The sequence below is a fragment of the Methanoregula sp. genome, assembly GCF_041663825.1.
Lineage (GTDB): Archaea > Halobacteriota > Methanomicrobia > Methanomicrobiales > Methanospirillaceae > Methanoregula.
Window position 1 is genome coordinate 1 of sequence record NZ_JBAYLY010000041.1, and the last position, 20,836, is coordinate 20,836.

The following is a 20,836-nucleotide window of genomic DNA, read 5'->3' on the forward strand; positions in this document are numbered from 1 at the left end:
ATCCGGGCTCAAGGATGCATCTGATCTCCTCTTCGGATAGGGTGGTACAGGTATGGCAGGGATGAAAGGAATTTCAGCGCCCACTATCTACGTCTGTACCAGGATGCGGGTGAGGAAGTCCAATCTTCTTCCCCGGGAAGAGTACCAGCGGATGCTCAACATGAGCCTTCCCGAGATTACCCGTATCATCGAAGAGACCTCGTACAAGCAGGAGATTGACGAGCTGGGCACCACGTTTAAAGGGATCGACCTCCTCGAGGTGGCCCTGAGCTGGAACCTCGCAAAAGAGTACCAGCGGATCCTTGAGATCGCGCCTGGGACGCTCAAGCAGTTTACCCGTGCGTACCTCAGGTACTGGGATATCCAGAACGTGCTCACGATCCTTCGCGGCAAATCGCAGGGCGAGAAATCCGGCAAGATCAAGGAAGTCCTCGTTCCCGCCGGCAGCCTTGACAAGATCGTGCTTGACCGTCTCCTCAATGAGGACGGTCCGGACCGCGTCATCGACGCGCTCAAAGGAAAACGGCTCTACCCGGTGCTCGCCCGGGAGTACCCGGCGGCAAAGGAGACTGGTTCGTTTGCCCGTATGGAAAACGAGCTGTACAAGCAGTTCTATGCGGAGATCATCGCAGAAGCGGGCAGCGAGGGTGCCGGAGGCCGGCTGTTCTTCACGTACATCCAACTGGATATTGACGTGAAAAACATCCTGACGCTCTTCCGGTTGCGGGCTGATAAGATCCAGGAAGATGCAAAGGAGATGTATATCGCCGGCGGTACTATCACCTCGGCAGACTTTGCCGCGTTGAACTCGATCCAGGATTACCGGGAGTTTAGCGACCAGCTCAAGGCGAAGATCCGCAAAGGGCCGGTGCTTGAACTCCTGAAGGGACTGGAGACCGAACGGCCGGTTCATGAAATTGCATCGCTTCTTGTGCGGGTGCAGATGGAGCAGATGGAGAAGCTCTCCAAGCGCAACCCCTTCTCCATTTTCCCGATCCTCGTGTATCTCGAGAAGAAGAAGTACGAAGTGTTCAACCTTCGTGCTCTCGCTCGGGGCAAGGAATCCAAACTCCCCGCAGAAACGATTGGGAAATACCTGGTGATGTAAATGGAGATTGCAGTTATCGGCAACAGCGAGTTTATTCTCGGGTTCCGCCTTGCAGGCATCCGTAAGACCTACGCAGCGGAGAACGACGAGAAACTCAACGAGTGCATCACCAGCGCCCTTTCGGACGGACAGGTAGGTATTCTTGTCCTGAACAGCAGCGACATGGAACGGCTCCCGCGCCGGCTCCGTACGACGCTCGAAAACTCCGTCAAGCCGACCGTGATCGCCCTTGGGGGCGAGGAAGGCGGCCTGTCCATGAGAGAGAAAATCAAGAGATCGGTGGGTGTTGATCTGTGGAAGTAAAAACCGAAAAAACCAAAGAGGCAAAAAAGGGCGTTCTCAAAAGAATCGCCGGGCCTGTCGTAACGGCAGTCAATATTGACGCCCACATGTACGATGTGGTCAAAGTCGGAAAAGAAGCGCTGATGGGTGAGGTCATCAAGATCCAGGGTAATAATACCATTATCCAGGTATACGAAGATACCTCGGGTATCAGGCCCGGCGAGCCGGTTACAAACACCGGGCTCTCGCTTGCCGTTGAACTGGGTCCGGGTCTCCTCACCAGTATCTATGATGGTATCCAGCGTCCTTTGGAAGTCCTCGTAAAAAAGATGGGCAACTTCATTGAGCGTGGTGTAACCGCACCCGGGCTCTCCCATGACAAGAAGTGGACCTTCAAGCCGGTAGTAAAGGCTGGCGACAAGGTCGAGCCGGGCGCAATCCTTGGCGAGGTCCAGGAAACCAACATCGTCCACAAGGTCATGCTCCCGCCCAATGTAAAGGCAGGCATTGTAAAGACGATCAAGAGCGGGGACTTCACCATCGATGAGACGATCTGTGTTCTCGACGACGGCCGCGAGTACCCGATGCTCCAGCGCTGGCCGGTCCGTGTTCCCCGCCCTGTACGTGAGAAGAAGAACCCGACGATCCCCCTGATCACCGGTCAGCGGATCCTTGACGGTCTCTTCCCCATTGCAAAAGGCGGCACCGCCGCAATTCCCGGCCCGTTCGGGAGCGGCAAGACCGTTACCCAGCAGCAGCTCGCAAAGTGGTCGGATGCCGAGATCGTGGTCTACATCGGCTGCGGAGAGCGCGGCAACGAGATGACGGAAGTTCTTACGGAGTTCCCGAGTCTTGAGGACCCGAAGTCAGGGAAACCCCTGATGGAGCGGACGGTGCTCATCGCAAACACCTCCAACATGCCGGTCGCGGCCCGTGAAGCATCCGTGTACACCGGTATCACCATCGCGGAGTACTTCCGTGACATGGGGTACGATGTTTCCTTAATGGCAGACTCGACCTCCCGGTGGGCAGAAGCGATGAGAGAAATCTCGTCCCGTCTTGAAGAGATGCCCGGCGAAGAAGGATACCCGGCATACCTTGCAGCCCGGCTCTCGGAGTTCTACGAGCGTGCCGGTCTTGTCGAGACCCTGAACGGAAAATCCGGGTCAGTCTCGGTTATCGGTGCAGTCTCCCCACCTGGTGGCGACTTCTCCGAACCCGTTACCCAGAACACGCTCCGTATCGTGAAAGTCTTCTGGGCACTGGACGCAAAGCTCTCCCAGCGCCGGCACTTCCCGGCGATCAACTGGCTCAACTCGTACTCACTGTACCTCGACGCCCTCCACGACTGGTACGACAAGGAGGTCTCGCCCGACTGGAACCAGATCCGGTCCTGGGCCATGGAAGTCCTCCAGAAAGAGGCAGAACTTCAGGAAATTGTGCAGCTCGTCGGTTCCGATGCACTGCCCGAGTCAGAACAGGTGACGATCGAAGTCGCCCGTATGATCCGTGAGATCTTCCTCCAGCAGAATGCGTACGACGCGGTCGACACATACTGCGACATGAAAAAGCAGTACGATATGATGAAGGCGATCAAGCTCTTCGCTGACTTTGCCTATGCGGCCCAACTCGCTGGTGTCAGCCCGTCACAGATCCTCGCGGTCAAGGCAAAAAACGAACTGCCCCAGATCAAGTTCATCAAGGACTACAAACCTGAACTGGCCAAGATCGAGAAGGATATGGACGCTGAGTTCAACACACTGAGGTCGGGAGCATGAAGGAATACAGGACTATCAGTAAAATTGCCGGTCCGCTCGTCTTTGTCGAGAAGACCGAGCCTATCGCGTACCAGGAACTCGTAAACGTGGTTCTTTCCGACGGCACGATCAAGCGCGGCCAGGTACTGGACACGAGCGATGAACTGGTCGTTGTCCAGATCTTCGAGACCACAACGGGTATCGGCAGGGACAGCGGCGTCCGGTTCACCGGCGAGACTATCAAGATGCCGGTCGGCCATGAGATGCTCGGCCGTATCCTGTCCGGCGGCGGTAAGCCTATCGACGGCGGCCCGGAGATTGTGCCGGAGAAGCGCCTCGATATTACCGGTGCTGCGATCAACCCGTACGCCCGGGGCATGCCAGCTGATTTCATTCAGACCGGTATCTCGACCATTGACGGTACGAACACCCTTGTCCGTGGCCAGAAGCTTCCGATCTTCTCGGCAGCAGGTCTGCCGCACAACAATGTTGCGCTCCAGATCGCCCGCCAGGCAAAGGTGCCCGGGTCGACCGAGAATTTCGCCGTGGTCTTTGCTGCCATGGGTATCACCAAGGAAGAAGCGAACTACTTCATGGCGGATTTCGAGCGCACCGGTGCACTCGAGCGTGCGGTTGTCTTCCTCAACCTTGCAGATGACCCGGCTGTCGAGCGTATTATCACGCCCCGTCTCGCGCTCACTACTGCGGAATACCTTGCCTTCGAGCTGGGTATGCATGTGCTCGTTATCCTGACGGATATGACCAACTATTGTGAAGCGCTCCGCCAGATCGGTGCGGCCCGTGAAGAAGTGCCTGGTCGCCGTGGCTACCCGGGGTACATGTACACGGATCTCGCCTGCATCTACGAGCGTGCCGGTATGATCAAGGGCAAGAAGGGCTCTGTCACGCAGATCCCGATCTTAACGATGCCCGGTGACGATATCACCCACCCGATCCCCGACCTGACCGGTTACATCACCGAAGGCCAGATCGTGGTCAGCCGTGAACTGCACCGCAAGGGGATCTACCCGCCCATCAACGTGCTGCCCTCGTTATCCCGGCTGATGAACCTAGGTATCGGTAAAGGCAAAACTCGTGAGGATCACAAGAAGGTTTCCGACCAGATGTATGCAGGGTACGCAGAGGGTAACGACCTTCGCGGCCTCGTTGCCATCGTCGGTAAGGATGCCCTCTCCGAGCGTGACCGGCTGCTGCTGGAATTTGCGGATCTCTTCGAGAACCGCTTCGTCCGGCAGGGTTATGATGAAGACCGCACGATCGAAGATACCTTAAACATCGGCTGGGAGATCCTGTCGACGCTGCCGGTTGAGCAGCTGACCCGTATCGACCGCGAACTAATCAACAAGTACCACCCGAAATTCCGTGCCGGTGCAAAGAAGGAGTAAAAAATCCATGGCGCTGCGCGATATCAAGCCAACCCGTTCGGAACTGATCGACTTAAAAAGGAAGATCAAACTCTCCGAGCGTGGCTACAAGATCCTCAAGATGAAGCGCGATGGACTGATCATGGAATTTTTCAAGATCCTCTCCACGGCAAAGGACAGCCGGGGGGAACTCCTGATAAAGTACCAGCACGCCGTTAACATGATGGCGGTGGCAAATACGGTTGAGGGGGCAATCGGTGTCAAGGCCGCTGCCCTTTCGGTAAAAGAGGTCCCGGAGATCACGTTAAAAAGTAAGAACATCATGGGCGTGGTCGTGCCGGAGATAAAATCGTCGAAGGTGAAAAAGAGTCTTGCCGACCGGGGGTACGGTGTGCTCGGCACATCGCCGGTCATCGATGAGACCGCATCGGCGTTCGAGGATCTGGTCGAGGCGATTATCCAGAGCGCTGAGATCGAGACCACGATGAAGCGCCTCTTGGACGAGATTGAAAAGACCAAGCGCCGGGTGAACGCGCTCGAGTTCAAGGTGATCCCCGAACTCACCGCTGCCCGGGATTTCATCAAGATGCGTCTTGATGAGATGGAACGCGAGGAACTTTTCAGGATGAAGAGGATCAAGGCCCGGGGTTCGGCGTAACCCCGGGGAGTGTGGCTTTTATGCCAATCGGTACCCTTAAGGGTCTGGGGTGCAGTAAAAAGACGGTGCTTCTCCGTCTTGACCTCAACTCCCCCATCGATCCCACCACTCATCTTATTCTGGACGATAAACGGTTCCGCGAGCACCTGCCCACGATACGTGCTCTTTCAGACAGCAAAGTCGTCATCGTTACCCACCAGAGCCGGCCGGGAAAGAAGGATTTCACGACATTGGAATCCCACGCCGAAAAACTCGAAGAGTTGCTCGGTACACCGGTCACCTACATCGACAGCATCTTCGGGCGGCACGCCCGCGAGGCCGTGCATGCCATGAAGCCCGGCGAGATCCTGATGCTGGAGAACGTGCGGTTTGCGGCAGAAGAGAACCTGACCTTAAAGTCTGAAGAGGCAAAAAAGACCCACCTCGTGAAGAAACTCTCCGCGATGGCGGACTTTTTCGTGAACGACGCGTTCGGGACTGCCCACCGGTCCCAGCCGACGGTCGTGGGTCTTCCGCTCGCGATGAAATCGGCGGCCGGCCTTTTGATGGAAAAGGAAGTCTCCACACTCTCGAAAGTCTTCTCGGGTGCGCCCCGGCCGGTCTGCATGGTGCTCGGCGGCACGAAGGTTGACGATTCGATCGAGGTCGCGGCCCATGTACTCAAAAATGGTATCGCCGATACCGTGATCGTGATCGGTGTCGTGGCAAATATCTTCTATCTCGCGGCCGGGTACGATATCGGCAAACCCTCCACCCAGCTCATCGAGCAGCTCAAGTACCAGGGCGAGATCAAGAAGGCACAGGAGATCCTCGCACAGTTCGGAGACCGGGTGATCATGCCGACCTCGGTCGCGGTACGGCAGAATGGCAAACGTGCTGAATACCCGATCGACCGGATCCCCGCCGATACACCGGTGATGGATCTCGGCATGGACGCGCTTGCGACGCTGGTCTCCACCTTAAAGAAGTCCGGGACCGTGGTCTTCAACGGCCCCGCCGGCGTCTTTGAGGACCCGGACTTTGCGACCGGCACCTTCGAGATGCTCCGTGCGGCATCAAAGGTCGAGTTCTCTGTCGTCGGTGGCGGGCACACCGCGGCCGTGATCGAAAAACTCGGGCTCGAAAACGACTTCACCCACATCTCCACCGGTGGGGGAGCCTGCATTGAATTTTTGACCGGGAAAAAGCTCCCGGCCGTGGAAGCGCTCGAAGAGTCATACAAACTCTTCGGGTAAGCGGCATTCCCGCCCCCGCTTTTTTTGATTCATTATTTTGGCCAGGCAGAGGAACGGATTCTTGTGATATACGACGGGCCTGACACCCTATTTATAGTAGTCTGGCTTATTTCTACAGCGCATGGTGGATAAAGTACCGGCGAGCCGGGGCGAACGGGTCGCGATCTCCTACAAGATGCCGCCCAATCTCTATGAAAAGGTCAGCAATCTTGGGTTCTTATGAGGATCGCGGGAGCGCTTATTTCACGTCCGGGATAACAACGTATGATGAGGCTGCCCCTCTATGCAGGTACGAATCATTGCAGTCGGAAAGATCAAGGAGCGTTTCCTCACCGAAGGCATTGCCGAGTACGAGAAGCGCCTTACCCCGTACCTGAAACTTGCAATCGTCGAGATTGCCGATGAAAAGCGGGGGGTGCACGCGTCGGCCGGTCAGGAACAGCTCACAAAAGACCGGGAAGGCGACCGGATCCTTGCCGCGATCCCGGAGGGGGCGTACGTGGTGGCGCTCGATGTGCGGGGAAAAGCGATGTCGAGCGAGGCACTTGCCGCCCGGCTGCACGACTGGCAGCTCGCGGGGACAAACTCGATCGCGATGATCATCGGGGGCGATCTCGGGCTCTCCGAATCGGTACTCGTCCGTGCCGATCTCCGGCTCTCGATCTCTCCCATGACCTTCACTCACCAGATGGTGAGGATGATCCTGCTGGAGCAGGTGTACCGCGCCTGCCGGATCAACAGCGGGGAACCGTACCACAAATAACTATTATACCCTAAAGATGGAGGTGCGGTCCCCTTCATCTGCAGGTCCGTGGTTGGGCCTGAAAAACTGCATCTCCGAAATAGTATCTGTAGATCAGCCAGACTCTTTCATGGGCAGGTATACGGATAAACGGAGTTTTGTATGACGGGAAATGCCCCGGGCGGCTCAATTTTTTCCATGCTTGAGGAATCCATCCCCTGCTCTTCCGGTGAGATCGTTTTTGGCAGGTGGGAACGGGTTTGGCTCTCTTTTCGGTCTGGTGGCAGGGATAGTGGCGGGTACCCGGTCGGGGAATGTGATTCTCCTTACCGGTGCAACGGCTGCGATTGCGGCAACGGTATCGATGATGGCCGCGTCTTCCTGGTCATTGAGTCTTTGAGTGGGATATGGCCCGGCGAGGCAGAGAAGTAAAAAGCCGAGATCTGTCGCGATCCCGATGTTGCCGTCAACAAGCTTATCGGTGACCTGCAGGGAATTGCCTTGAGGCGATTCGCGGGAGATAGTCAGGGATTTATAGCACCTTTTGCCACATCCGGTTCTGCGGTACTCATAAGAGGCATTCGGAGATACTGTTTCGGGGCAGATTTATCGATTAATTATTTATGATTTGATTGCATGATACTAGACTAATGTACCTGGCTGTCTGTTCCATGGGATACAAGGCCAAGCGGGTACGATCCGCGCATGGTAAGCGGATGCTTTTCTTTGTCTGTTAGGACCGGATTTGTTCGGTATCCCGGCAGATTATGGATCGGTGTTTGAACAACTAATGTTGACATGGTGAAGGTATGGAAATAAGTGCGGAAGAATCCACGGGGAACTGGTATGAGTCTTTTCCCGGGAAAGGGGCAGTTTACGATCTGAGTGCCGCGGCGCTCTCCGGTCCGGATACCGAAGGAAGGCTGCGGGCTGTTGTGGGGCTCGGGAAAAGCGGCGATCCCCGGGCGGTCCGTCCGCTGATGGATCTCGTGGCCAACCACGACCCTGATATCCGGCGCGGTGCGATCACTGCGCTCTGCGAGCTCAAAAGCGGTCGTTCGGTCGAAGTCCTGATAGAAAGGCTGCGGGATAAAAGTGAGCAGGTGGATATCCGGCGGCTAGCCGCAGAGACGCTCGCCGCGATCCGGAGCACCGGCGCCCTCCGGGAGCTCAACGATTTCGCAGCTGATGCAAAAGAGGACTCTGACCTCCGCTCGTATACATCCGCACTCCTCGCCCATCTCGTGACCGTGTGAGGAATAAAAAAAATTCCTCATCCTCACCCCGCCCCCCTCGGTCAGGTTGTTTTCCTGAAGGCAGAGGTATCATATTTTTTGTAGAACCAGCGTTTGACCAGCTCGACAATGACAAGATAACTGATCACAAGGCCGGCAAGCACCGCATAGAACGATGCCGGCAGCGGGGTAAACCCGAACAGGCTCCCGACCGGTGTAAACGGCAGGACGCAGGCGACTGCAACGATCAGGATCGTGCTTGCGACGAGGAGCCGGTGTGGCCTGCTGTGGTAGAACGGGACAACCCGGGTTCTGATCACGAAAATAACAAGCGTCTGGGTGCAGATCGACTCGACAAACCATGCGGTTTGGAAAAACGCAGCATCGGCGACAAAGAAGAACAGCAGGATGCCAAACGTGATGAAGTCAAAGACCGAGCTGATCGGCCCGAAAACAACAACGAACTTCTTGATGAAATCCATGTCCCATTTTTTCGGGGTTTTTGTGTAGGACTCGTCAACGTTATCGCTCGGGATCGTAGATTCCGATACATCGTAGAGGAGGTTGTTTAACAGGATCTGGATCGGGAGCATCGGGAGGAATTTGAGGAAGAGGGAAGCCCCGGCGACCGAGAACATGTTCCCGAAATTGGAACTCGTCCCCATCAGGATGTATTTCATGGTGTTCCCAAACGTCTTCCTGCCCTCGATAACGCCGTCACTGAGGATACGCAGATCATTTTTCAGGAGAATAATATCCGCCGATTCCTTCGCAATATCCACGGCATTTTCGACCGATATGCCGACATCCGCCTCACGGATCGACGGGGCATCGTTGATCCCGTCGCCCATGAACCCGACGACATGGCCGTTCTTTTTTAGGGCCATCATGACCCGGTTCTTCTGCACCGGGGTCATGCGGGAAAAGACGGTGACGTTCTCGACCACTCTGGAGAGGGTCTGGACGTCCATGTGTTCGACCTCCTCCCCGGAAAGGACGCCTTTGATCTCAAGGCCGATCTCTTCGCAGATCTTCCGTGTCACCAGTTCGTTATCGCCGGTCAGGATCTTGAGCTCGATCCCGGACTGTTCCAGCTGCCGGATCGATTCCCGTGCGGTCTCCTTGGGGGGATCGATGAACGTGACAAACCCGGCAAGCGTCATCTCCGTTTCGTCAGCAACGGAGAACTGCGTCACGTCGCCCGGCACGGTGCGGTAGCATACCGCAAGAGTCCGGAAGCCTCCGGCACTCTGGGCCTGGTAGATACCCTCGACCTGCGCCCGTACGGCTTCAGTCAGCGGTTCTATGACTCCGTTTCTGTCAACCTGTGAACAGACCCGAAAGATTTCCTCAGGTGCACCCTTGGATACGATCAGGCGCTTGTCCCCGTCGGCAACGACAACTGAAATCCGCTTGCGAAGGAAATCAAAGGGGATCTCGTCGATCTTATGGAACCGGTTGATATCGAGGTGGCGGAATTTGAGGATCGCATCATCAAGCGGACTTTTTAACCCGGTATCGAAGGTGCTGTTGATAAACGAGTACAAGAGGACATTCTCGCTATCGTTTCCTTCCGTGTCCAGGTGCCGCACGAGTGCGATCTCGTTCTGGGTGAGTGTCCCGGTCTTGTCCGTGCAGAGGATGTCCATGCTCCCGAAATTCTGGATCGATTCCGGGTGTTTTACTATGGCGCCCTTCTCTGACATCGCAACCGAGCCCTTTGACAGGTTCAGGGACAGGATCATGGGAAGGAGTTCCGGCGTCATGCCGACCGCAAGCGCAACGGAGAAGAGCAGGGATTCGAGGATGCCGTGCCGGAACAGGGCATTGATGAAAAAGACAAAGATGACGAGGAAGAAGACGAATTTCGACATCAGGTAACTGAACGCCTTAAGTCCCCGTTCGAACTCCGTCTCCGGGGGGCGTTCGACAAGGGTCTTTGCAACTTTGCCAAACTCGGTCGATACCCCGGTCTTTGTGACAAGCGCCGTGGCCGTCCCGCTGACAACGGACGTGCCAAGGAAGGTGTAGTTGTCCGCCGAGGTGACGGGGGTTCCGGCAGCGGCTGCGCCCGGGCTTTTCTCGACCGGGAACGGTTCGCCGGTGAGGGAGGACTGGTTCACGTAAAAGTCCCGTGCGGTCAGTATCCGTGCATCGGCAGGGACAATGTCCCCGGCGGTGAGCCTGACCACATCTCCCGGGACGAGATCGATGATCGGCAGGTCCTGTTCTTTCCCGTCCCGGAGTACCGTGGCCCGGGTGAGGATCTTCTGTTTGAGCAGGTCGGCTGCTTCCCCGGCCTTGTATTCCTGGAAAAAGTCTAAGGTGACGCTTGCAAAGACAATGAAAAAGATGATGACGGCATCGATCACTTCACCGACGAACAACGAGATCCCCGCAGCAATGAGCAGGATGATGATGAGCAGGTTTTTGAAATGGCCCAGGTACTGGAGGATCACCGGGACTTTCCGGATATGGGAGATGTCGTTATGCCCGAAACGGAGCAGGCCGGCCTGTGCCTGTTCTGAGGTCAGCCCCGCCGGGCTGCTTCCAAGAACAGAGAAGAGATCCTCCTCCGGTAAGGTGTGGAACTGTTGCTGCTGATCCGGTTTTTCCGGTGGCGGTGTGGTTGTCATCGTATCGGACATAAGGAAAATTTCCCCAACGCTGAATGGTTGTATGTTGTTCCTGATGATGACTTCGATTGGATGCTCTCCTGTAGGGCTGGCATGGCAGAGATCTGAACGGATACCCCCGGGGCAGACACTCGTTCATGGGTTTCGCCTGCATTCGGGCTAAAAAAAGGTTATGACTGCACGATGATGGTGCCGGTCATGGACGGGTGAATCGAGCAGTGATAGGTATACGTTCCCGGTGTGGTGAATGTGACGTTATAGGATGCACCCGTTGGGAGCGAATCGGACGAGAACGCAACCGAAGAGCCGGTGTCCGAAACGATTGTGTGCGGAGCTGCGTCCTGGTTCACCCACGTGACCACCGTCCCGGTCTTTACCGTGAGGGTCGACGGCTCGAACGCGAAATTTTTCATCGTGATCGTTGTCCCTCCCCGGGGCGTGGCCGTGGGTGAAGCAGGTGCCGATGGTGTCTGGGAGGAAGAACAACCGGCAGATATACAGGTAAGGATTAAAAGGACGATACAGGCCGTACCGAATATCAAGCGGGAATATGCGGGCATAATTCCTTAATGATTGGCTGAATTATAAAAATTGTTGCAGGCCCGCCCGCATACCGATCGCGGGGGGAGGGTACCCCCACCTGCCCGGACACATGGGTGGGGGGTGATCCCCCTACCCCCCCCTTACATTTTTTTGAGCACGGCCGCCCGGTTCACGAAATACCAACGGGTCTCGACCGTCCGGAGTCCCAGCCGTTCAGCCATCGCAAGGTTCTCCCGGAATTCCTTTTTCGGGACCAAGAACGGCGGCTCGGAATAGAAGAAAGTGCCGCCGGGCACGAGCATCGCGGCGATCTCGGAGAACAGCTTCTCCTTGTCCGGGACTTCGTGGACGACAAAGATTGCAAAAGCGACATCGACCTGCCCGTCCCGGTCCGGCAAAAGATCGAGCGAGTCCGGTTTGCACCGGTGAGTTCTGACCCGGGAGATGAGGCCTTCGGCCGTGAGTTTGTCGCGGACGATTGCAAGCATCTCCTCCTGGAGGTCAGCGGCGATCACGGTGCCCTTCTCCCCGACCCTTTTTGCGAACTCGCGGGTAAAAAATCCCGGGCCGCAGCCAAAGTCGAGGACCCGGTCGCCGGGCTTCACGTACCGTTCCGCAAGCGCATCGGGCCGGTAGAGGATGCGGCGGAACTTCGTGTCGAGGTGGGCGGCTTTTTCATAGGAGAAGACATCGCGGGCGTGGGAGTGTGACATGATCGGATGTTTGGAGGGGGGAGTAATATGGGTTGTGGGCGGGAGTATGAACGGCATTCAAATCCGGCCTCGTATCTGCCCGGATTCCCCGTAACTCCTTCAGGGAAACCCCGTAAAATATCCGGATTGAATGATTCCGGAGTCCCTTGGCGATCCGGCAGACGCTCTTTTAGGCCTCCGGCAAGCCTCCGCCCCCGCCGTTTTTACTTTTTCTCCAGTTCGTCCAGAAACTCCAGCAGGTTGTTCCTCACCATCGCAAACGACGGCCCGCCACCGAACTCGACGCCGATCTTTGCCGCATCGATCACTTCGTCCCGGGTCGCCCCGGCCTCTATTGCGTTCTTCGTGTGGACGGCGAGGCAGGGCACGCAGCACCGGGAGATCGAGAGGGCGACCGCGATGAGTTCCTTGTGTTTCACGGGAAGGGCGCTCTCGGTGTAATATGCTTTCATCATGTTGCCAAAACCCTCTGCAAGGAGCGGCGCCTCGGACTCGATCCGCTTTTGGTTCTTTGTCCGCTGCTTGATGATCCGGCTCACCCGGCCCTTTTCCTTCTTTGATGGCATACTCTCCGGTTCATGCCCGCGGGAGAAAAACCTGCCGGGACTCCCCGGGCACTTCAGGATGGCTTCCATCACAAACCTCTTACCCCCCGGCGCCCACGATTCTTTATGATTTTGGATGCGGACGACGATTCGTCTCCCCAGGTCTTCAAAGTCGACCGGCTCTACCCGGAAGAGCAGGATTTTGTTGCCGATGATATGACTCCTCTTTCTCCGTACGAGATGGCAGGTCTCGATGAACCGGCAACGAGGATCGACCTGCCTCCGCTGCTGCCCGGGGAAGATCCCGATCCTCCCGGGGAAAAAATTGCAGGTCGGGCCGCTTCCCTGGATGACGCAGCGACATCCCGGGCCCAAAAAAAGGCTGACGATCAGGTGACCCTTTCTTTTTTCAAAAAGGAGAGGGAGAAGCTGCGCCGCCCCTGGGATGGGCCTGACCTCGAATAGTGGTCGCCCCTCCCCTTTTTGCAGTGCATTTCCGAAGGTTAATCCCCTCCGGTTCCAGTTTTATAATCACGGTGATCCCTTGACACGTCAACATTATTTTGCCACTATCCTGATTGTCCTTGTTACCGCCGCCATCCTTGCGGCAGGCTGTACAACGCAGGCCACCGGTTCGTCCCCAAAATCCGCCGCAGATACAGCGCTTGCGCAGGCAGATGCCGCATACGCAGCCACGAACTACCACGCGGCAGAATCGCTGTACCTGCTCGCGCAGGAGAACTACACCACGGCAGGCGACAACGCTGCCGCCCTCAAAGCGAGAAACGGCGCAAGCCGGTCCTACCGCATGATCATGGAGTTCCCCTACAACCGGAGCGCCTATGAAGCGGTCCTTCTCGCGGCATACCCTAATGTTTCTGCCGAACGGCGGGCCGGGTGGATCAACGGCAGCGGGATAGCGAGTATACAAAGCGACAACGAGACCTGGTACTATGAGGAGAATGTCGGGAATATCCGGTTCCACAACTTCGACCTGATGCAAAACGCGACCGCTGCCCTGGGCCAGAACCCGCTCTACGACCCGCTCACGAAGTACGCGTTTGCCCCGGTGAACGCGTCTGCCGGGCCCTATGGGGCGCCGGTCGCATGGGTGGGAACGGAGGCGATCTCCGTGCCCCGCGAAGATCTCCCGGCAAACGGCACGCTGAAGATCTGGCTCCCGCTGCCCATCGAGACCGGCTCGCAGACCAACGTGACAATCCTCTCGATCGAGCCGGCGCAGTACGTCAAATCGGAGACCGGGACCGGTACAGACATGGGGGTTGCGTATCTCGAAGTCCCCGTATCGGAAATCAACGGATCGTTTTTGAACGTGACTGCCACCTTCAGGTTCGTCCAGCACGACCAGCACTTCACCATCGACCCGGTAAAAGTGCTGCCCTACAATACCTCAAGCCCAGAGTACCGGAAATACACGGCTTCCGGGACCAACATCGTCATCACCCCGGCGATGAAGGCAAAAGCGCAGGAGATCGTCGGAAACGAGACCAACCCCTACCTCCAGGCGCAGAAGATCTACTGGTACATCGTGGACACGATCCCGTACAGCCATGCGCCTCACTCCTGGCTCATGACGTCAGGCACTCCCGAATCGGAATACGTCCTTGATACCGGCATTGGCGACTGCGGCACCCAGAGCATGTACTTTGCCGCGCTCTGTCGGTCGCTCGGCATCCCCGCCCGGGCAGCAGGCGGCTACCAGATCATCCCGCCGGGGAACGGGAGCACGCATTTCTGGGCGGAATATTATCTCGAAGGTTACGGCTGGATCCCGGTCGATGTGACCGCAGCAGAGACTGCGGACTGGGCGTACAACGCGATCCCGGATGACCGGCACCGGTTCAAGGCGTATTATTTCGGCAGCCTCGACCCGTACCGGTATGTCATCCAGAAGGACGTCGATATCCCGCTCACCCCGACCCCCCCAGACGATGCCGTGCTGTTCCGTATGGTCATCCAGAACCCGGTAACCGTCTGCGATACCTGCCAGGACGACCCGGAGATGCTGCTTCTTGAGAACTTCACAACGTCCCTGAAAAAAGCCTGAAAACTTTTTTTATTAATTTGAGCCGGCCGCAGACAATCGTCGTGTCCTTCTCGCCGGCCCCGGTGCTTGCCCCGCCCTCCCAGTAGAGTCCGGCCGGGTTCCCGTCAGTATCCACCATCATCCCGAGGATGCCTGAGCCAAGGCCGGTCTTGTCCGCCGCCCCGGTCCGCGAGTCATCGCTGTGGACGGTGCCGGTCGAGTCGAAGATCCGGACGAGCACTTCGTCAGTCCGTTTCGGGTTTACCGAAGGAGTTTCCGCGATGATCCACATATGGCCGGAATCAAGCGTGCTTGGCTTGAGCCAGAGGCAGACATCGCCCGGCGCGAGATCGACCGGGTGTGCCACCTTCGTCCACCCTGCTGCATCGGGCGTGGTCGTGCTCAGTTTGTTGAAGTATGCTGCGTAGGTCTCAATGGAGGGGTTGGCTCCCCTGCCGATCGCTGTGTATGCCGCCATATCGGCATTCATCAGCACATGGTCGGCAAACCCGAGGCAGTCGAACCGGTAGGTCCCGTTTGCCTCATCAACGGTATAGGGTGGGTGGACGTATTCCGTGGACTTCATGTTCGAGAACATGGCGTAAGCCGCAGTCCAGACCGGGTTATCGGATTTCACCGCCGCGAGCTGTTCTGCGATGCTCCGTGCGGCTGTGCCGGTATGGCCGGTGAAAGTCGCTTCTGCCGGAGAAGCAGTAACAGTCACCGGGACCGTGGCTGTCTGCTGTGCCGGTGCGGAGGTACACCCGGCTGACAGGACAAAGAGAGCGATAATGAGAAGAGTGCAGGCAACAGGAGACCGGCCGTTCATAGTAGAGAATTACCGTGGCAGATTTTAAAATACCTGTCAGGGGTAAAAAAACAAAAAAAAGAGCGGGAAGATCAGTTCCCCGGTGCCGGCTTGTCCTTCGCCTCGTCCCCTTCCACCTGCATATTCTTCATGGACGGGAAGAGGATCACTTCCTTGATGGAGTTGTTACCGGTAAGGAGCATCACGAGCCGGTCAATGCCGATCCCCACGCCCCCTGTCGGCGGCATGCCGTAGCCGAGCGCGTTGATGTAATCGTAATCGATCATCTGGGCTTCAAGGTCGCCGAGCAGCCGTTTCCGGTCCTGTGCCTCGAACCGCTCCTTCTGGTCGAGCGGGTCGTTGAGCTCCGAGAAACCGTTTGCCATCTCCATACCGTAGATGAAGAGCTCGAAGCGCTCGGTGAATCCCTCTTTGGTGCGATGGCGTTTTGCGAGCGGCGAGTTCTCGACCGGGTAATCGTAGATGAAGGTGGGCTGGATCAGTTTCTCCTCGACCATGTTCTCGAAGAAATAGACGAGGAACTCGCGCTGGCTCTTTGGCTTGTCCGATTCCTTGAATTTGTTCCGGGCGGCAATCGCCCGGAGTTCATCGACCGAGAGTGCGAAGATGTCGATTGCGGCGTATTCTTTTACCGCCTCCTCCATCGTGAGCTTCCTGAGCGGTTTTGCAAATGAGATCCCGGTCTCCTCGAACTTGAGCTGCGTTGTGCCGTTAACTTCCTTTACGAGCGTCTCAAGGAAGTCCTCGGTGAGGCCCATCATGTCGTAGACATCGTGGTAGGCCCAGTAGATCTCCACCATCGTGAACTCGGGGTTGTGGTGGGTGTCAATATCCTCGTTCCTGAAGTTCCGTGCGATCTCAAAGACCCGCTCAAAGCCGCCGACGACAAGGCGCTTGAGGTAGAGTTCGGGCGCGATCCGGAGGAAGAGTTTCTGGCCGAGGCAGTTGTGGAACGTGGTAAACGGCCGGGCGTTTGCCCCGCCGTAGATTGGCTGGAGGATCGGGGTCTCGAACTCTAAGAAGTCCCGGTCATTTAAGAACCTGCGGATGGACGAGATGATCCGGCTCCGGCTCCGGAATCCCTGCCTGCTCTCCTCGTTTACGATCAAATCGACATACCGCTGCCGGTAGCGTTTCTCCACGTCGGTGAGACCGTGGAATTTCTCGGGGAGCGAGCAGACCGCTTTTGCGAGCAGGGTGATCGTGTCAACCCAGATGGTGATCTCGCCGAGTTTCGTGCGGAAGACGTGGCCGGTGACCCCGACAAAGTCGCCCCGCTCGATAAACTGGTTGAAGAAATCGAACGCCTCATCCCCGATGTCGGCCTTCCGGATGTAGAGCTGGATCTTGCCGTTCTCATCGCCGAGGTCAGCGAAGATCGTCTTCCCGTGGTTGCGGATGATGTAGAGCCGTCCTGCGGTGGAAACGCTCTCAACGCTCTTCTCGTGGGTGATCTCTGCAAATTTCGTCCTGATGTCTGGTATCGTGTTCTTCCGGTCGAACGTGGGGGGGTAGAGGTCGACGCCTTTTTCCCGCAGTACACGCACTTTGTCGAGCCGGGTCTGGTCAAATGCAAGGGTTTCGGATGGATCGGTCACGAGAATGCTCCGCTCTTATTAACTGTACCTTATACCTTCGGTGTCAAGCGTAATAATACCTTCAGCGCCGGTCGGCACGCCGGGAAAGAGGGTAATCCGGAAAAAAAGATGCGGCAAAAAGATTTCAGGAAGATTCCCGTTTCCTGAAAAGTTCAGAGGTATACTTTGCGAGGCCAGACACCCCGTCCGTTGACGGGTGGACCTCGATAAACTCCTCGAAGTCATGCACCGAGATATGCCGCTGCATGAGAAACGCGAGGTATCCTGCGATGACCCCTCCCGCCGGTCCTGCGGCACACATGCCGGTGATCTCGCCTGATGCCGGATCGGCAAAGATCTTTGCTAAGCCCGTATCGCCGTACGGCACCGACCAGTAGGTCCCCGGCCCGGCCGGCCCGGGCAGGGCAAGGGAGGCACTCCCCTCCCCGCCGGCCCCGCAGAACGCGAGGTCATGGGCGAGGTAGATTGCCTGCGGGATCCGGGAATAGTCCATGTGCCGCTCGTACCCGAGGATGTTGTCGGCCGCGACGATCCCCTCGTGCCGGGCGACAGGGGTCAAAAACGGCGCCCCGGCCACGTCCCCGCAGGCATAGATGCCGGGCACGCTCGTCTGCATACGGTCGTTTACCACGATCTCCCCGCCCGGGCCCTTGTCGATTCCGGTCACCATCCCGGAGTTTGGCACAAGGCCGGCGGCGAGCAGCACGGTATCCGCTTCAACGGATGCAGCATTTCCCCCGGCAGAGTACCGGACTCCCGTGACCCGGGAGGCCCCGTCGATCCCGGTCACATCCGCCCCTTCCCGGATATCCACACCGGCAAGTTCTTTTATGGCGATGGCCCGGAGGTGCTTGTCGAGATTTTTCAAAAAATCGCTCCGGGAAAGAACGGTCACTTCGCTCCCGAACTCCCGGAAAATATATGCAAACTCCGCCGCCATCACGCTTCCGCCGATGATGGCGATCTTCTCTGGCAGTTCGCGGAGATTCCAGAGGGTATGCGGGGTGAAAACCCCGGGAAGGGCGACTCCCGGGACATCCGGTATATTCGGCCGGGAACCGGTTGCGATGATAACCGCCTCGGCCTCAACCGGCTCCTCGCCGATAAAGACCCGGCGGCCGTCCACCCGTCCTGCCTTCCCGTAGACCACATCCACCCCTGCGGTACGGGTCTCGTGGTCGAGGATGCCGGCGATCTTCTGCTGGACCGCAAGCGTCTCGTCCATAATTTTCGAAAACCGGAGCGCCGGGACCGCGTCAATCATCCCGCGCTCGTAAAACCTGCGTGCCGAACCGGCGATGCGGGCAACATCGTTGAGGGCACAGACCGGCATGCAGCCAAAGTGGAGGCACTGCCCGCCGATCCCCCGGGGGATTCCCCCGGGTTCGACGAGCGTTACCTTTTTTCCTGCCGTCGCGAGCCGGATTGAGGCGATCCGCCCGGCAGGACCTCCGCCAAGAACGACGATCATACGGAGAAGATCAGAAGACTTCGACGCCCTCGTCCATCGGCTCTGAGAGAAGTTCCCCGGTGAACGCGTTGACCTCGACGATCTTCTTGCCCCGGATCTGCCAGACCGGGATATAGACCTGTTTTGTGTCGACCGTGATATTCTTCCGGTCCGGTTTTAAGGTCTTCTCCTCGTAGAAGATTGCATCGCCCTTCTCCTGCTTGATCCGGACCTTCTGGGTGAGGCGCTCGATGAGCTCGGTTACCATCCTCTCGGATGCTTCTTCTTTTGTGATATGCGCGTCGGAGACCTCCGCGTTTGCCGGGATCTCGGAGTCCTCGACTTTCGTCCCGTCGAGGTCGAGCTTGATGCCGTTGATGGCATTGATTGCGCCCCACCCGTCAGCATCGAAGGGGACGCGCCGGTCCTTGTACACCTGCTCTCCCGAACTCGCGTAGTGGATCAGGTAGTAGGGGATGAACCGGAGCTTTGCCGCGCCCTGGATTCCTGCGGTGCGGATCGCGGCCTGCTCGGAAAGTTTGACCGGGAAATGCAGGATCGAAATGCCTGAGGTCTCTTCTTCTGCGGCAGCGGGGGCAGCTGCCGATCCGGCAGCGGCCGCCTTCTTTGCCTTTCCTTTGCCCGGTGTCAGGTCGAGCTTGAGTTCCTGCGCGACGATATCGGCAAGCACTGCCTCCCCCGCGTACTGGACAAACTCGTCGATGCCCCACTGGGTGCAGTTCTCGGTCGAAATATCCTTTTCGAGCGTGAAGAGGAGTTTCTTGCAGGTCATCTCCTGGTCGTCAACCATCAGGCTGTAGTTGGTCTTGTCAAACTGTCCGATGAGTTCGGCATCATCCGAACAGAGTACAAGGAGGCACTCCCCGTCACGGACCGCAGAGAGATCCAGGGGCTCGTCGACCTCTTCGACCTCAAATTTCGCAGCTTCAAGAATGAGCCTCATCGCATTCCTGGCTTTTACCCGCATATCGTCTTCCATCATATAAGGATTATCGTGGGCTAATAGAACAATTTTTCTATTGAAATCGCCGAAATCACTACAATGACCCGGCCTCTCAAGTTTGTCGATCACAGTATTGACGATTACGCGATGCAGGTAACCTACGATCCCGGAACAGGAACCGGAAACGTCGTCTACAACCTCTCGCTCGTGAAAAACGAGGACTTTGAGTATGCCGTCTCGATCTTAAAAGACGCCTACAAGACCGGGGTTTCTGTCAGCGGCTTGGTAAAATTCTATTCCTCGGGGGAGCGCATCGCGGATTACGTTGTACCCGAAGGCTGCACGGCCATCTGTACGGTCTGCAGCATCACGTTTGACGGCCTTTTGATCCGGCGTGGCGTCCCGATCACGCCGATCGGCGGGGGCGTGGTCGAGATCGAGAACCGGGCCCCCCTCCGTTTCACGCATATCATCCTCTACGAGTATACGACCATCGATCCGTTACAGGTGCTTATCTCCCAGCAGATCACGTCGGTGAACGATGTGATGCGGAAAGGCAGCGGGAACATCCTTGCAAATATCCGGGAGTTCCACATGGAGGCAGAACCGCTTGTGGGGAGCGTGCTTGACGAGCTCGCGGACAGCAGTCTCACCGGCATCCTCGAAGTGGGTGTGCCCAACGTTCCCCTGCTTGGCGTGCCGGGAAGCCCGCAGTATGTCTCCCTCGTTGCTGTGGGCGGCACAAACCCGATGGCCGCGATCCGCGAGGGCGGGCGCTGGGTCCAGACGCAGGCCATGAAGGGTCTCATGGATGTCACGGAATTGGTCGAGATTCGGGATTATTAAACCGGTTTTCCTCGTCGTACCCGTTCATTTTTAAGATTTGCTTCTGGCGGCCCGGCTCACATCGCTTTATATGATCCGATATAAATGTGTACCATCAACAACCGCACGTGATTCCCGATGAAATATCATAATACGCTTGCTCTCCTGATCATTGCAGCAGTATTCTGCTGTATGCCCGCGCTGGGTGCGGTAAAATATGTTGGGGGAAGCCCTGAAATAACGGCCTATCTCTCCGGGGTAAACGAGTTCTCCCCGGGACAGGA

20 protein-coding genes are annotated in these 20,836 nt (G+C 57.2%); 12 read left to right on the top strand and 8 right to left on the bottom strand.

Features of this window, described 5'->3' with window-relative positions; genetic code table 11:
- Positions 1–52: 52 nt before the first annotated feature.
- From WCX19_RS13585 to WCX19_RS13625, 9 genes are all read left to right on the top strand, one after another.
- On the top strand, positions 53–1,108 hold the full coding sequence (locus tag WCX19_RS13585; protein WP_373009037.1) for a V-type ATP synthase subunit C: 1,056 nt from the start codon (positions 53–55) through the stop codon (positions 1,106–1,108).
- Complete coding sequence (locus WCX19_RS13590; RefSeq protein ID WP_292424313.1) at positions 1,109–1,411, top strand: V-type ATP synthase subunit F; 303 nt, start codon at positions 1,109–1,111, stop codon at positions 1,409–1,411.
- Positions 1,402–3,168, top strand: coding sequence for an ATP synthase subunit A (locus WCX19_RS13595; RefSeq protein WP_373009039.1), 1,767 nt, complete (start codon positions 1,402–1,404; stop codon positions 3,166–3,168). The genes WCX19_RS13590 and WCX19_RS13595 overlap by 10 nt, the downstream gene beginning before the upstream one ends.
- Entirely contained in the window at positions 3,165–4,553 is a 1,389-nt protein-coding gene (locus WCX19_RS13600) for an ATP synthase subunit B (protein ID WP_373009041.1), read from the top strand. The genes WCX19_RS13595 and WCX19_RS13600 overlap by 4 nt, the downstream gene beginning before the upstream one ends.
- 7 nt (positions 4,554–4,560) lie before the next feature.
- Positions 4,561–5,190, top strand: coding sequence for a V-type ATP synthase subunit D (locus WCX19_RS13605; protein ID WP_373009043.1), 630 nt, complete (start codon positions 4,561–4,563; stop codon positions 5,188–5,190).
- A 20-nt stretch (positions 5,191–5,210) separates the two neighbouring features.
- Positions 5,211–6,425 (top strand): phosphoglycerate kinase, encoded by a 1,215-nt coding sequence (gene pgk / locus WCX19_RS13610; protein WP_373009045.1) that lies wholly within the window; start codon positions 5,211–5,213, stop codon positions 6,423–6,425.
- A 283-nt stretch (positions 6,426–6,708) separates the two neighbouring features.
- Positions 6,709–7,188 carry a 23S rRNA (pseudouridine(1915)-N(3))-methyltransferase RlmH gene (gene rlmH / locus WCX19_RS13615; RefSeq protein ID WP_373009047.1) on the top strand — a complete coding sequence of 160 codons (480 nt, stop codon included), beginning with the start codon at positions 6,709–6,711 and terminating at the stop codon, positions 7,186–7,188.
- Positions 7,189–7,329: 141 nt separating this feature from the next.
- A complete protein-coding gene (locus WCX19_RS13620; RefSeq protein WP_373009049.1) occupies positions 7,330–7,599 on the top strand; it encodes a hypothetical protein in 270 nt (89 codons plus the stop codon).
- Positions 7,600–7,976: 377 nt separating this feature from the next.
- Positions 7,977–8,423, top strand: a complete 447-nt coding sequence (locus WCX19_RS13625; RefSeq protein WP_373009051.1) for a HEAT repeat domain-containing protein — start codon at positions 7,977–7,979, stop codon at positions 8,421–8,423.
- A 41-nt stretch (positions 8,424–8,464) separates the two neighbouring features.
- Here the strand turns inward: WCX19_RS13625 and mgtA are convergent, their stop codons facing one another.
- The 4 genes from mgtA to WCX19_RS13645 form a co-directional block, all read right to left on the bottom strand.
- Entirely contained in the window at positions 8,465–11,050 is a 2,586-nt protein-coding gene (gene mgtA, locus WCX19_RS13630; RefSeq protein ID WP_373009053.1) for a magnesium-translocating P-type ATPase, read from the bottom strand.
- A 158-nt stretch (positions 11,051–11,208) separates the two neighbouring features.
- Positions 11,209–11,598 carry a cupredoxin domain-containing protein gene (locus WCX19_RS13635; protein WP_373009055.1) on the bottom strand — a complete coding sequence of 130 codons (390 nt, stop codon included), beginning with the start codon at positions 11,596–11,598 and terminating at the stop codon, positions 11,209–11,211.
- 123 nt (positions 11,599–11,721) lie between these two features.
- On the bottom strand, positions 11,722–12,294 hold the full coding sequence (locus tag WCX19_RS13640; protein ID WP_373009057.1) for a class I SAM-dependent methyltransferase: 573 nt from the start codon (positions 12,292–12,294) through the stop codon (positions 11,722–11,724).
- 203 nt (positions 12,295–12,497) lie between these two features.
- Positions 12,498–12,860, bottom strand: a complete 363-nt coding sequence (locus tag WCX19_RS13645) for a carboxymuconolactone decarboxylase family protein (protein WP_373009059.1) — start codon at positions 12,858–12,860, stop codon at positions 12,498–12,500.
- Between the two features lie 105 nt (positions 12,861–12,965).
- Between WCX19_RS13645 and WCX19_RS13650 the strand changes: the two genes are divergently transcribed.
- Positions 12,966–13,304 carry a hypothetical protein gene (locus WCX19_RS13650; RefSeq protein WP_373009061.1) on the top strand — a complete coding sequence of 113 codons (339 nt, stop codon included), beginning with the start codon at positions 12,966–12,968 and terminating at the stop codon, positions 13,302–13,304.
- A gap of 79 nt (positions 13,305–13,383) precedes the next feature.
- Complete coding sequence (locus tag WCX19_RS13655; RefSeq protein ID WP_373009063.1) at positions 13,384–14,907, top strand: transglutaminase-like domain-containing protein; 1,524 nt, start codon at positions 13,384–13,386, stop codon at positions 14,905–14,907.
- Here WCX19_RS13655 and WCX19_RS13660 read toward each other — a convergent pair.
- The 4 genes from WCX19_RS13660 to WCX19_RS13675 all read right to left on the bottom strand — a co-directional run bounded on the left by WCX19_RS13660 (position 14,882) and on the right by WCX19_RS13675 (position 19,766).
- Entirely contained in the window at positions 14,882–15,715 is an 834-nt protein-coding gene (locus WCX19_RS13660) for a hypothetical protein (protein WP_373009065.1), read from the bottom strand. The genes WCX19_RS13655 and WCX19_RS13660 overlap by 26 nt on opposite strands.
- Positions 15,716–15,786: 71 nt before the next feature.
- The gene (gene lysS, locus WCX19_RS13665; protein WP_373009067.1) at positions 15,787–17,313 is read right to left on the bottom strand and encodes a lysine--tRNA ligase; all 1,527 of its coding nucleotides are present in this window, start codon (positions 17,311–17,313) and stop codon (positions 15,787–15,789) included.
- A 124-nt stretch (positions 17,314–17,437) separates the two neighbouring features.
- Positions 17,438–18,784 (bottom strand): NAD(P)/FAD-dependent oxidoreductase, encoded by a 1,347-nt coding sequence (locus WCX19_RS13670; RefSeq protein WP_373009069.1) that lies wholly within the window; start codon positions 18,782–18,784, stop codon positions 17,438–17,440.
- 10 nt (positions 18,785–18,794) lie between these two features.
- Entirely contained in the window at positions 18,795–19,766 is a 972-nt protein-coding gene (locus tag WCX19_RS13675) for a hypothetical protein (protein ID WP_373009071.1), read from the bottom strand.
- Between the two features lie 60 nt (positions 19,767–19,826).
- Between WCX19_RS13675 and WCX19_RS13680 the strand changes: the two genes are divergently transcribed.
- Positions 19,827–20,573 (top strand): DUF128 domain-containing protein, encoded by a 747-nt coding sequence (locus tag WCX19_RS13680; protein WP_373009073.1) that lies wholly within the window; start codon positions 19,827–19,829, stop codon positions 20,571–20,573.
- Positions 20,574–20,836: the final 263 nt, after the last annotated feature.